Genomic DNA, 12,600 nt, shown 5'->3' with positions numbered 1-12,600 from the left:
GCAGCGAGGCCCGGTCATGCCGGGCCTCGTTGTTTTCCGAACTGCGATGGCAGACCTCACTCCACGCCATATCGCGCCGGGGTCACCCCCATCTCACGCTTGAATACGGCAATGAAGGCACTGGGTGTTTCGTAACCCACTGACAGGGCGACCTCGATGACGGTCTCCCCTGCCAGCAAACGAGGCAGCGCAAGCAGCACACGCAAGCGCTGCCGCCACTGGCTGAACGTCATGCCTGTTTCGGCCAGCCAATGGCGGGCCAGGGTACGGCCGGACAGCGCACTGGCAAGTGCCCAATCTTCAACGCTGCGGTTGTCATGCGGTGCGCGCGCCAGCGTGGCGGCAATGCGTCGCAGGCGACGGTCGAGCGGTTGCGGAAGTGCAAGCGGCAGCGGCGTGCTGCTGCCAATCTCGTCGCCAATCACGCCCGCCAGCCTCAGCTGCGCATCCTCCAGAGCGCCATGCGGCCACTGCAGGGCGCGCGGTACCGCCGCCTGCAGCAGCACGCTGGGCTGGAATACACGCGGCGCAGTGGGCAATGCGATGCAGGCCGCAGGACTGAAGTAGAGGCTCCAACCATCGAAGACACCGATGCTGGCCAGTGCGTGTGGTAAATCAGGCGGCACCCAGGCGACGTGCCCGGCAGGCAACAGCCAATGATGGCTACCCACTTCAATGCGCAGCAGGCCGTGATGTGCACCCAGCAACTGGCCGCGTGCGTGCCGGTGCCGCGCGGTGCGGCGAGGTCCTGTCATTGCCAGCTGCGCGCCCAGCAGCCACTGCCCGGTGCCAGCGTCGGCCAGTGCGGGTTCGATCAAGGGCGTCGGGTTTGGCTGGTCTGCCATATCAGTTGGCAGTTATACGGCAGAACGGTCGTGCCGCAAGCCTGACACTGGGCGTCCATTCCCAGAGAGCACTTCCCATGAAACCGCAGGACATCCTTCCCGGCCAGCAGAACGACGTGCAGGTGAACGGGCTGACCGTGCGCAAGGGCAGCGTCGGCGCCTTCCTCGCCAGCGCCCGCGACTGGCAGGATCCGACAGTCAGCGATACCACACGTGCCGCGGCCGAGGCTGATCTGCGCAGCTTGTTGCCGGCATTGCACGCGCTCGGCCTCTTCCAGGTCCTGACGGCGCGTGATCCGGCGCTGCAGCAGCTGATCGACGGCGAGCGCTGAAACAAGCAAGGCCCGGATCGCTCCGGGCCTTGTGGGGGTGTCTCGCCGGGCATGGCCCGGCGCTACCGTGACGCCATCAACCACCCGGTGCGAACACCAGCGTGCGGCGGGTGGTGACCGGGGCGGCCACCGGTTCGAAGCGCCAGCGCTTCACCGCGTTCAGTGCTTCGCGGTCGAATACGCGCGAAGGTGTCGCACGCAGGACGCGGGCGTTGGTCACCGAGCCGTCGGTTCCGACGGTCAGCTCCATCAGCACTTCGCCCGAGGTGCCCGAGCGAAGTGCCTCGGCCGGGTAACGCGGTGCCGGGGTGCTGACCGGCCGCAGGGTCGGCGCGGCGGTCGCCGCAGCCGCACGGGCGGCGCTGGCCTGCTGGGCAGCGGCCTGCTGCTGCTTCTGCTCGGCCTCGCGACGCGCGGCGGCCTGGCGGTCTGCCTCCACGCGTTCGCTTTCGCGGCGCGCCGCATCCTGCTGGGCGGCAATCTGCTTGGCCGCTTCGGCTTCCTTGGTGCGCTGCTCGGCCAGGCGCTGCTGTTCGACCAGCTGCTTGGCACGGTCCTCGGCATCCTTCTTGACCTTGGCGGTCTCGTCCTCGGTGCGCTTGGCAGCGACCTGCACGCCCTTGGTCAGGCCTTCCTTCAGGCGCGGCAGGGCCGGTGCGCTCGGGTCCACCTTCTCGATCAGCGCCACCAGGCGCTGGGCCTCGGTGAAGTCCTCGCGGCCGAGGTGCTGTTCGGCGGCAATCAGGGTGTAGGGCAGCAGGTCGGTCAGCGCGCTCTTCACCGAGGCGTCGTCCGGGGTCTTGTCGCGCAGCGCGAGGTAGTACTCGATGGCGTTGTCGCCAGCCGGGGCGTACATGCGGTTCTCGGCAAGCGCCTGGCTGGCCGAATCGCGCAGCTGTTCAGTGCCCATCGACTGCACCTTGGCCGCCACGGCCGGTGCTGCAGGCGCGGCGGCGGGCGCGGTGGCACCTGCGGCAGCCGGTGCCGGCGTTTCTTCCTTGCCCGAACAGGCGGCAAGGGCCAGTACCAGGGCAACCGGCACCCACCGGCGCGCGGCAGCGATCGTTGTGACGTGCGACATCCTGCTCCCCTTTAGAAGACGACGTTACGTAAGCCGTGGATCTGCATGGCCCGGACCGGGGTCCAGGCGTGGCGGCTGGCGTTTCCCGACGCCGCCGCCGACAACGGCGAGGATGCAATCTAGCATCCCGCCTACCCTTGCGTACAAGGGCAGGCTGGAGGCGATAGCGACATCAGGGGTCGCTATCGCCCCTGCAGGTCAATGCGCGGAGGGCTTGCCGTGGCCCTCGGCCTTGTCGTGGCCGCCCGACATCAGCTTGTCGGTCCAGGCAATGCCGATGGCCGACAGGATGAACACGCAATGGATGATGGTCTGCCACAGCACGCCGTCGGCGGTGAGGGTGGAGCAGGTCTGCTCGCCAATGTTGGCAGCCGCGGTGGCGATGCGCTCCGGCGGGCACAGCGGAATGCCGCCGAGCGCACCAGAACCGATGAACGTCTTCAGCAGGTGGATCGAGGAGATGCCGATGATCGCCATCGCCAGCTTTACCTTCAGCACGCTGGCGTTGACGTGGCTCAGCCATTCCGGCTGGTCCGGGTGGCCTTCCAGGCGCAGGCGTGACACGAAGGTCTCGTAACCGCCGACGATCACCATCACCAGCAGGTTGGAAATCATCACCACGTCGATCAGGCCCAGCACGATCAGCATGATCTGCTGCTCGCCCATCGAGGCCGAATGCGAAATCAGGTGCCACAGTTCCTTGCCGAACAGGAACACGTAGACGCACTGCGCCACGATCAGGCCCAGGTACAGCGGCAGCTGCAGCCAGCGCGAGGCGAAGATCAGGTTGGACAGCGGGGAGGGCGGCAGGCGGTTTGCACTCATGCGGGGGATGCTGCGTTTCGAGGGAGAAGCGAGGTTACCGGGCCTCCATGACGGTGCCAAGCCAACTCACGCACTAGACTTCAGGTTCCTTCCGAACCCCGAGCCGACGCCATGATCGACCTGTATTACTGGCCCACCCCCAACGGCCACAAAGTCACCCTGCTGCTGGAGGAAGCCGGCCTGGAATACCGCATCCACCCGGTCAACATCGGCTCGGGTGACCAGTTCAAGCCGGAATTCCTGGCCATTTCGCCCAACAACAAGATGCCGGCCATCGTCGACCATGCCCCGGCCGATGGCGGCGCGCCGCAGAGCGTGTTCGAATCCGGCGCGATCCTGCTGTACCTGGCCGAAAAGACCGGCCAGTTCCTGCCCAGCGACCCGCGCGGCCGCGTCACTACCCTGGAATGGCTGTTCTGGCAGATGGCCGGGCTGGGCCCGATGAGCGGCCAGATGGGCCACTTCAACGTCTACGCGCCTGAAAAGATCCCCTATGCCGTTGAGCGCTATGACAACGAAGTGCGCCGCCTGCACGGGGTGATGGACAAACGCCTGGCCGACCACGCCTTCCTGGCGGGCGATGAATACACCATCGCCGACATGGCCAGCTACCCGTGGATTGGCGCCTACGACAAGCTTCCGGTCGATTTCGCCGCCTTCCCGAACCTGAAGCGCTGGCACGACGCCATTGCCGCGCGCCCGGCCACCCAGCGCGCCTACGCCCTGCGCCAGCAGGTGAACCCCAACGCAGGCAAGCCGCTCAGCGAGGAAGAGCGCAAGCACCTGTTCGGCCAGCGCTGACCGGCCCTGGGGTCGGCATCATCCACGCATGGCGTGGATCTACTGACGGCAGGTGTCCCGCCCGGGGTCAGATCCCTTTGCCACGCAAAGGGCTCTGACCCCAGCAACTGGGCATGGGCAGAAGGTCATGCTGCCTTCGCTCACTGGCTTGGTTAGGATGGGGGTACGACCGCTGCGCGCCTGGCGCGCGGTGGACCTGCCGTTTGCCGGGATCTTCCATGCGCCATCTGTTCGCCTCGCTCGCCCTCATGCTCGCCACCAGTACCGCCGCCCACGCTGAAAAACTCACCCTGGAAGCCATCACCGGCCCGCTGCCGCTGTCCGGCCCGACCCTGATGAAACCCAAGGTGGCCCCGGATGGCTCGCGCGTGACCTTCCTGCGCGGCAAGGACAGCGACCGCAACCAGCTGGACCTGTGGAGCTACGACATCGGCAGCGGCCAGACCCGCCTGCTGGTCGACTCCAAGGTAGTGCTGCCCGGCACCGAAACCCTCAGCGATGAAGAAAAGGCCCGCCGCGAGCGCCAGCGCATCGCCGCGATGACCGGCATCGTCGATTACCAGTGGTCGCCGGACGCGCAGCGCCTGCTGTTCCCGCTGGGCGGCGAACTGTACCTCTACGACCTGAAGCAGCAGGGTGCAGCGGCCGTGCGCCAGCTGACCCACGGCGAAGGCTTCGCCACCGATGCCAAGCTGTCGCCCAAGGGCGGCTTCGTCAGCTTCATCCGCGGCCGCAACCTGTGGGTGATCGACCTGGCCAGCGGCAAGCAGCTGCAGCTGACCACCGATGGCAGCACCACCATCGGCAACGGCGTGGCCGAGTTCGTGGCCGACGAGGAAATGGACCGCCACACCGGCTACTGGTGGGCGCCGGACGATTCGGCCATTGCCTTTGCCCGCATCGACGAAGCACCGGTGCCGGTGCAGAAGCGCTACGAGGTCTACGCCGACCGCACCGATGTGGTCGAACAGCGCTACCCGGCGGCCGGCGATGCCAACGTGCGCGTGCAGCTGGGCGTGATCGCACCGGCCGCCGCGGCCAAGACCCACTGGGTCGACCTGGGCAAGGAACAGGACATCTATCTGGCCCGCGTCGACTGGCGCGATGCGCAGCACCTGAGCTTCCAGCGCCAGTCGCGCGACCAGAAGCTGCTGGACCTGGTGGAAGTGGCGCTCGATTCCGACCGCCAGCGCGTGCTCGCCCACGAGACCAGCCCGACCTGGGTACCGCTGCACAACAGCCTGCGCTTCCTCGACGATGGCAGCGTGCTGTGGTCGTCCGAACGCACCGGCTTCCAGCACCTGTACCGCATCGATGCCAAGGGCAAGGCCACCGCACTGACCCACGGTGACTGGTCGGTGGACGAACTGCTGGCCGTCGACGAAAAGGCCGGCAAGGCCTACTTCCGTGCCGGCATCGATTCGGCGCGCGAAAGCCAGATCTACGCCGTGTCGCTGCAGGGTGGCCAGCCGCAGCGCCTGTCCCAGGCGCCGGGCATGCACACCGCCAGCTTTGCGCACAACGCCAGCGTGTATGTGGACACCTGGTCCAACAGCACCACCCCGCCGCAGATCGAACTGTTCCGTGCCAACGGCGAGAAGATCGCCACCCTGCTCGAGAACGACCTAGCCGACCCCAAGCATCCCTATGCGCGCTACCGCGATGCGCAGCGCCCGATCGAGTTCGGCACGCTGACCGCCGCCGACGGCAAGACCCCGCTGAACTACAGCCTCATCAAGCCGGCCGGCTTCGACCCGTCCAAACGCTACCCGGTGGCGGTGTACGTGTACGGCGGCCCGGCCAGCCAGACCGTTACCGACAGCTGGCCTGGGCGTGGCGACCACCTGTTCAACCAGTACCTGGCCCAGCAGGGCTACGTGGTGTTCTCGCTGGACAATCGCGGTACCCCGCGCCGCGGCCGTGATTTCGGCGGCGCGCTGTACGGCAAGCAGGGCACGGTGGAAGTGGCCGACCAGCTGCGTGGCGTGGCGTGGCTGAAGCAGCAGCCGTGGGTCGACCCGGCGCGCATCGGCGTGCAGGGCTGGTCCAACGGCGGCTACATGACCCTGATGCTGCTGGCCAAGGCGTCGGACAGCTATGCCTGCGGCGTGGCCGGCGCACCGGTCACCGATTGGGGCCTGTACGACAGCCACTACACCGAACGCTACATGGACCTGCCCAAGCGCAACGAAGCCGGTTACCGCGAAGCGCGCGTGCTGACCCACATCGAGGGCCTGCGCTCGCCGCTGCTGCTGATCCACGGTATGGCCGACGACAACGTGCTGTTCACCAATTCGACCAGCCTGATGAGCGCGCTGCAGAAGCGTGGCCAGCCGTTTGAACTGATGACCTATCCCGGCGCCAAGCACGGCCTGTCCGGTGCCGATGCACTGCACCGCTACCGCGTGGCCGAAGCCTTCCTGGACCGCTGCCTGAAGCCCTGATCGACCCACGGGAAGGAGCCCGCCGATGCACCTGCCACCTCCGATTCCCGGCCACCGCCCCGCCAGCACTGGCTGGTGGCGGCGCAACTGGCGCTGGGCGATGCCGCTGTCGGTCCTGCTGCTGCTGGGGGTGATGGGCGGCATGGTCGCCTGGAGCCTGCTGCGCTGGAGCGACGCCGCGCACGAAAGCCCACCGATGCGCGAGGCCATGCGGCGTGCCGGCTGCAACATCGAACTGGTGCAGGTGCTGGGCGAGCCGCTGCGCGCCGGCGCGATGCCGCTGGGCAGCATGCAGACCGGCTTCAACGGCCAGCGCGACGTTGCCCTGACCGTGGCCCTGGAAGGGCCGCAGGGGGAGGGACGATTGATCGTGCAGGGCACCCGCCGCGACGACGTCTGGGACTACCCGGTGATGTACGTACTGGGCGAGGACAAGAAGACCTTCGACCTGACCGCGCTGGATGATGCCGAAGCGGCGGGGGAATGCGCGCTGCAGGCATGCCGGGAGCACGGCGACTGCCCCCACACCCTGGCCTTGTGATCGCGCCGTAGCGTCGACCCTGCCCGACAGAGCACCTGCTTCTGTAGCGTCGAGCTTGCTCGACGGATCACCTGCTCTTGTAGCGTCGAGCTTGCTCGACTGCCATCCGCGCGGCAGCCCCACCCCTGCCAGCCTCAACGAGCACGAATGACGCTTTCGGCACCTTCCCGCGTCAGCGATGACGCCGCCGCAGCGCGTCGACCTCCCAGGAAGCCTGGTTCTTCCCTGATAACTGCAGAATGTGCGGCTGGTCCCTTGCACCCGCCCGAATCATCTGGTTTTCTTTCGCCTTCGGATGCAATCGCCCGGTTCGGGCTGTGAGATCTGCGCGCGCAGCGCGCTCAAGGACGAGGAATGCCAATGAAGGAACATTCATGGGCCCGGCAGCGCGCCGGGTGGGTTGCCCTTGCGTTGTCCGCCGTGTGCGCGGGCGGGGCGTCGGCACAGGAAGTCACCCACACCTGGTACAGGATCGGCTCGCCCGCCCCGCTGGAATACAGCAGCGAGCGCGACGCGCAGGCTGCCATTGAAGCGATGGGCGAGCGTATTGGCTTTGCCGCCGAGCCGGTGAAGTGGGGCGTGCGGGGGCACGCCATGACCCGGGACGATCTGGTGACCTACTACGGCGTGAAGCCTACGCCGCTCAACAAGGCGGATTGGAGCTATTCCTACGGTGGAAACACCTTCACCTCCGAGGAAGCGCTGCTGGCCAGCATGCGTTCGGGCACTGCCTCGCTCTGCCCGGTCAGCGTGCCAGCGCCGGAATGGGTCAGCCAGCAGGGTGTTGGAAAGGATCCGGAAAACAGCAGCAGCGGCCTCTGGACGAAGGGGGTCACCCTCTCTTTTGTAACCGTGAGAGGCGGCTGCACCACGCCCACCCCATCGTATGCCACGCGCTCCAGAAAAGTGGCCTGTCCGAATGTGGGCGATCTGAAATGGGATGAAGAGGCGGGGGGCTGTCTGTTGTACGGCAATACCGAGGCGACCTACCGATCGCTCATGTCCTACACCACCCGACAGTCGCCCAAGCAGTGCCTGGCCATGGAAGGCAACCCCTGCAACGCCGCAACGGGGGAGAAAGTGCAGCACGAACCAGAAGTCGACCTGCCCTGGATCCAGCTGATGCGGCACTACCATTCGAAGTCGGCGATGGCCGGCGGCGGCTTCGGGTCCAACTGGACCCACTCCCACAACATCCGCATCGCCAACGGCCTGGTCACTTCGTACATTCCAACGGTGGTTGGCCTCATCGATGAAGATGGCAGCCACGTCGCCTTCCAGCAGAAGACCAGCTACTACCTGGCGACAGACGGAAGTGGTGATCGTGCGGACCGCACCAATGACGGCTGGATTGTCAGCAGGCGCGGTGAAGTCCTGCGCTTCAATCGAATGGGGCTGCTCCAGCGGCGTGAATTCGAAGACGGTACGACGCTGGCCTATACCCACGATGGCGCAGGCCGGCTGAAGGAGATCAGGCACTCCACGGGCCGCACGCTTGAGTTCGCATACGCAGATGCCACCGACGAGAAGATCGCGGCGATGACGATCAACGGGGTGCCCTATGCGCAGTACGCCTACGGTGAGCACGGGCAGCTGGTGAGCGTCACCCACGCTGATGGGCTGTCGCGGACCTACCACTATGAAGACGCCCGTTTCCCCTGGTACCTCACCGGCGTCACCCCGGAGGATGGTCGTCGCTTCAGCTGGTTCGGCTATGACGACAAGGGCAGGGTGACGTGCAGCCGGCATGATGCCGGTTGCAATTGAAGGATCGTTGCTGAAGCGCGCTACGGCGCGTTCATAAGGAGATACACGGATGTTGCGAACACAGAAGCGGGTTGTCCGCGCGACGGCGGCAGTGGTGTGCTGCCTGTTCTGGCCGGTGGGCATGGCGCTGGCCGCAGAGCCGCCCGCAGCACCCAGTGCCGGTATTGATGGCGTGCGACTGCAGTACGCGGCCGACGGCACCACCACCATCACCGACGCGCTGGGGCACCAGACCTTCTACGCGCTCAGCCCGGGTGAGCAGCAGGACCCGGCGCGCAAAGTGACGGGCCGCAGCGACAGCCGTGGCACGGAATCGTACGACTACACGCCGGTGTACTCCGATCCTGCACGGCGTGTCAGTACCTCGCAGGATCGCAGCGGCGCTCGCACCACCTATGCCTACAGCGAGATCAGCGATTCCCCACTGGGCGCAGTAAGCGTCACCGCCCGGACCGAAGCGGTCGGAACGCCGCAGCAGCGCGTCTCCGAAACACGGACCTCTGTGGCGACCAATCGCCTGCTGCAGCAGACCATCGGCGCGCAGGAAACCACCCTCACGCGCAACACGCGCCATCAGCCGACGGTCATTACGGTTCGTGATACCGCGACGGGCACGACGCGCGTAACGACGAATGGCTATTGCGACGCCATCAGCCCTGAATGCCCGCAGATCGGTCTACTGCTCAGTGTGGATGGGCCTCGCACGGATGTGGCCGATACGACAACGTTTGCCTACTACATGGCGGATGATGCGGGCTGCACCACCGGGGCAAGCTGTGCCTATCGCAAAGGCGACCTTCGCCGTGTGACCAACGCGCTGGGTCAGGTGGTGGAGACCTTGGCCTACGACCCGGCCGGGCACCCGCTGTCCATCCGGGATGCCAACGGTGTGGTTACCGACTTCACCTACCATGCCCGCGGCTGGCCGACCTCGGTCACGGTACGTGGGGCCAGCACGGCTGAGGATCGTGTCACCCAGATCAGCTATTGGCCGACCGGCCAGGTGCAGCAGATCACCGAGCCCGATGGCAGCAGCGTGACCTATGTCTACGACGCCGCACAGCGGCTGACCGACGTGGCTGACAGTGCTGGCAACACGATTCACTACACGCTGGACAATGCCGGCAACCGCCTGGACGAAAGCACCGTGGATGCAGGTGGCACGCTGCGGCGTACCTTGGCCCGTACCTACAACACCCTGGGCCAGCTGACCGCCTTGAAGGATGCCAGCGGCCATGCCACCGGTTTCACCTACGATGCCAACGGCAATCCGCAGACGGTCACCGACGCCCTGCAGCGCGTGACCCGCCAGCAGTACGACCCGTTGAACCGTCTGGCGCAGACCCTGCAGGACGTAGGCGGCGTGGAGGCGGAGATCGGCAGCCAGTACAACGCCTTGGACCAGGTTACCCAGGTGACCGACCCCAAGGGCCTGCACACCACCTATGCCTACAACGGCTTTGGTGACCTGACCGGGCAGGTGAGCCCGGACAGCGGCACCAGCAGCTTCACTGTGGACGCGGCGGGCAACCGCAAGACGCGCACCGATGCGCGGGGCATCACCGCCACGTACACCTACGATGCGCTCAACCGTTTGATCGGCGTGGCCTACCCGGACCCCAATCTGGATATCGGCTACAGCTACGACGTGGCCCCGGCTGCCTGTGCCGCCGACGAGCGCTTTGCCAAGGGCCGCCTGGGGCAGGTGCTGCACGCCAATGGCAGCACCCAGTACTGCCATGACCGCTTCGGCCAGGTCACCCGCAAGGTGCAGACGATCAACGGTGTCGCCAGTGCGCTGCGCTACGCCTACAGCAAAGCGGGTCGCCTCACGGCGCTGACCTATCCCGATGGCAGCGTGGCCGACTATGTGCGCGACACGCTGGGCCGCATCAGCCAGATCGGCCTGACCCGGCCAGGGCAGGCAAGGCAGGTCGTGGTCAACGACGTGAGCTATGCGGCATTTGGCCCGGCCACCGGCTGGACCTACGGCAACGGCCGCCAGCTGCAGCGCCCGCTGGATCTGGACTACCGCCCGCAGGCCGTGCACGACCCGGCCGCCGGTGGCCTGTCCCTGGGCTTTGGTTACGACGCAGTGGGCTCGATCACCGAGTTGAAGAACGGCACCGGTTCAGCCGTGCTTGCAAAGTACGCCTATGACACGCTGGGCCGCCTGACCCATACCCAGGACGGTGCAACCGGTACGCCGATTGAAACCTATGCCTACGATGCAACGGGCAACCGCACCGCGCTGACCACGTCGGCCGGTACAACCAGCTACACCTACCCCGCCACCAGCCACCGCTTGACTGCGGTGGATGGCGAGGCGCGCAGTCATGACGCAGTGGGCAACACCACCAGCATCGGCAGCAAGGCGTTCACCTACAACGATGCCAACCGCATGAGTGCGGTGAAGCGGAGCAGTGCGGTTCTGGAAAGCTATGGCTACAACCATCGCGGCGAGCGTGTACTGCGCGCGGCCGAAGGCGGAAATGCCCAGATAACGGTCTACGACGAAGCCGGGCAGTGGCTGGGCAACTACTCGGCAACGGGCGTGGCGCAGCAGCAGGCGATCTGGCTGGATAGCTACCCGGTGGCCTTGATCAATGTGCCGAGCACGGGTGCGCCGGAGCTGGCCTACATCCAGCCCGATCACCTGGGTACGCCGCGCGTGGTGATCGACCCGGTGCGGGATGTTGCAATCTGGGAATGGAGCAGCAAGAGCGAGGTGTTTGGCGATCAGGCGCCGACCAATGATCCCGATGGGGATGGTGTGGCGTTCGACGTAGCGTTGCGCTTCCCAGGCCAGCAGGCGACGGCTGCGAGTGGGTTGTTCTACAACTATCAGCGTGAGTATGACCCGGCGGTGGGGCGGTACTCGCAGAGTGATCCTATTGGGCTGGAGGGTGGAATAGCTACCTTCAGTTATGCACTGAATGATCCAAACTCACAGGTTGACCTGTACGGACTTCAGGCGTTGCGCAGCGGTATGCAAATCGGTTCGCGCGCGATTATGGAGTCGAGTCAAGCATACTCATCGGGTGGTCAATCCGACTTCCGTTCATCTAATCCACGAGGCAATTTACCTTCTGGCTTTGCGGCCATGGGCAATGCGCTGAATATCCTGAGCCTGACTCATTCAAGCAGCGTAATTAACCCGCAGAGCAATGCATCAATTCTTGTAGGTAGCATTGTCTCGACGGCCTGTGAGAACGACGATGAAGACTGCAGTCGTCTTGTCGCAAAGATCGATTCTCTGGTAATTGAGCTAAGGAAGAGGTACTGGGATCTTAAGCAGGATAAGCTTGGACTTCCTGCTACTGGCCGCATGTCGATAGATGGACATGTCCAACAATTTCAGAACAAGCAGGCGCAGCTGAGGCGATTGCTTGCTGAAGCTTCGACAAAGCGCTGCGCTGGTTACAGCAATGAAGCTTGGTCGTGGGCTACCATGTCTCAACCAATGTGAGAAGACAGATGATGTTTGATTCAGAAAAAGTGGAAAGGATCGCTAACGCTTGGGTCCAGTTCACCAGACTTGCAGTGGATGCAAGCGAGCGAGATTCGCTTGCAAAGGTCCTGGATGAAGTTGATGACATAATTCAGCGGGATTCTGTAGAGGGTTGGGCGTTTATCGAGGCAGTTAGAAATATGAAAGTGGACCTTTCACTGCTTTCCAATCTCGCTGCTGGTCCCTTGGAAGACTACCTCGTTGTTCATGGAGAGAGCGAGATTGCAAGGCTTGAAAGCCTTGCGAAGCATGACGTGTCCTTTCGCCAATTGCTCGCTCAAACCTGGAAGAATTCGATGTCGGACGAGGTTTGGGAGCGCGTCCAACTTGCTGCCAAATCAGGCTAGGTTGCCTTATACAAGCCTTGCGTCTCCAATTGTCGTGTGTCAGAAACCCCCGTGCGACCATGAAATCTTTGCAGCAGTCGCAGCCGATGTCGCCTGCAGCAGCGCT

9 protein-coding genes and 1 pseudogene are annotated in these 12,600 nt (G+C 65.0%); 7 read left to right on the top strand and 3 right to left on the bottom strand.

The features are described 5' to 3' along the window. Positions 1 to 56: 56 nt before the first annotated feature. Positions 57 to 845, bottom strand: coding sequence for a helix-turn-helix transcriptional regulator (locus VER16_RS07180; protein ID WP_324806683.1), 789 nt, complete (start codon positions 843 to 845; stop codon positions 57 to 59). Positions 846 to 922: 77 nt separating this feature from the next. Here VER16_RS07180 and VER16_RS07175 point away from each other — a divergent pair, with 77 nt between their 5' ends. Continuing rightward, entirely contained in the window at positions 923 to 1,177 is a 255-nt protein-coding gene (locus VER16_RS07175; RefSeq protein ID WP_324806681.1) for a hypothetical protein, read from the top strand. A 76-nt stretch (positions 1,178 to 1,253) separates the two neighbouring features. Here the strand turns inward: VER16_RS07175 and VER16_RS07170 are convergent, their stop codons facing one another. Beyond that, positions 1,254 to 2,258, bottom strand: a complete 1,005-nt coding sequence (locus tag VER16_RS07170; RefSeq protein WP_324806679.1) for a TonB family protein — start codon at positions 2,256 to 2,258, stop codon at positions 1,254 to 1,256. Positions 2,259 to 2,456: 198 nt separating this feature from the next. Beyond that, positions 2,457 to 3,083: a TIGR00645 family protein gene (locus VER16_RS07165; protein WP_324806677.1), complete on the bottom strand. Its 627-nt coding sequence runs from the start codon at positions 3,081 to 3,083 to the stop codon at positions 2,457 to 2,459. Between the two features lie 111 nt (positions 3,084 to 3,194). Between VER16_RS07165 and VER16_RS07160 the strand changes: the two genes are divergently transcribed. From VER16_RS07160 to VER16_RS07135, 6 genes and pseudogenes are all read left to right on the top strand, one after another. Beyond that, positions 3,195 to 3,884 (top strand): glutathione binding-like protein, encoded by a 690-nt coding sequence (locus VER16_RS07160; protein ID WP_324806675.1) that lies wholly within the window; start codon positions 3,195 to 3,197, stop codon positions 3,882 to 3,884. A 218-nt stretch (positions 3,885 to 4,102) separates the two neighbouring features. After that, positions 4,103 to 6,328, top strand: coding sequence for a S9 family peptidase (locus VER16_RS07155; protein WP_324806673.1), 2,226 nt, complete (start codon positions 4,103 to 4,105; stop codon positions 6,326 to 6,328). A gap of 25 nt (positions 6,329 to 6,353) precedes the next feature. After that, on the top strand, positions 6,354 to 6,869 hold the full coding sequence (locus VER16_RS07150) for a cytochrome c oxidase assembly factor Coa1 family protein (protein ID WP_324806671.1): 516 nt from the start codon (positions 6,354 to 6,356) through the stop codon (positions 6,867 to 6,869). Positions 6,870 to 7,229: 360 nt separating this feature from the next. Then, the gene (locus VER16_RS07145) at positions 7,230 to 8,636 is read left to right on the top strand and encodes a DUF6531 domain-containing protein (RefSeq protein WP_324806669.1); all 1,407 of its coding nucleotides are present in this window, start codon (positions 7,230 to 7,232) and stop codon (positions 8,634 to 8,636) included. A 154-nt stretch (positions 8,637 to 8,790) separates the two neighbouring features. After that, positions 8,791 to 11,607: pseudogene (locus VER16_RS07140) on the top strand (RHS repeat-associated core domain-containing protein); the annotation flags it as partial. Between the two features lie 509 nt (positions 11,608 to 12,116). Further along, a complete protein-coding gene (locus VER16_RS07135; protein ID WP_324806668.1) occupies positions 12,117 to 12,494 on the top strand; it encodes a DUF6869 domain-containing protein in 378 nt (125 codons plus the stop codon). Positions 12,495 to 12,600: the final 106 nt, after the last annotated feature.

Source organism: Stenotrophomonas sp. (assembly GCF_035634915.1).
Lineage (GTDB): Bacteria > Pseudomonadota > Gammaproteobacteria > Xanthomonadales > Xanthomonadaceae > Stenotrophomonas.
Note: the sequence above shows the minus strand (reverse complement) of the source record. Positions and strands in the feature narration are given on the sequence as shown.

What these genes read in the sequence shown, in the direction of transcription:
- VER16_RS07180 (WP_324806683.1), bottom strand. Translation starts at nt 845, where the DNA reads ATGGCAGACCAGCCAAACCCGACGCCCTTGATCGAACCCGCACTGGCC.
- VER16_RS07165 (WP_324806677.1), bottom strand. Translation starts at nt 3,083, where the DNA reads ATGAGTGCAAACCGCCTGCCGCCCTCCCCGCTGTCCAACCTGATCTTC.
- VER16_RS07150 (WP_324806671.1), top strand. Translation starts at nt 6,354, where the DNA reads ATGCACCTGCCACCTCCGATTCCCGGCCACCGCCCCGCCAGCACTGGC.
- VER16_RS07155 (WP_324806673.1), top strand. Translation starts at nt 4,103, where the DNA reads ATGCGCCATCTGTTCGCCTCGCTCGCCCTCATGCTCGCCACCAGTACC.
- VER16_RS07160 (WP_324806675.1), top strand. Translation starts at nt 3,195, where the DNA reads ATGATCGACCTGTATTACTGGCCCACCCCCAACGGCCACAAAGTCACC.
- VER16_RS07175 (WP_324806681.1), top strand. Translation starts at nt 923, where the DNA reads ATGAAACCGCAGGACATCCTTCCCGGCCAGCAGAACGACGTGCAGGTG.
- VER16_RS07135 (WP_324806668.1), top strand. Translation starts at nt 12,117, where the DNA reads ATGTTTGATTCAGAAAAAGTGGAAAGGATCGCTAACGCTTGGGTCCAG.
- VER16_RS07145 (WP_324806669.1), top strand. Translation starts at nt 7,230, where the DNA reads ATGAAGGAACATTCATGGGCCCGGCAGCGCGCCGGGTGGGTTGCCCTT.
- VER16_RS07170 (WP_324806679.1), bottom strand. Translation starts at nt 2,258, where the DNA reads ATGTCGCACGTCACAACGATCGCTGCCGCGCGCCGGTGGGTGCCGGTT.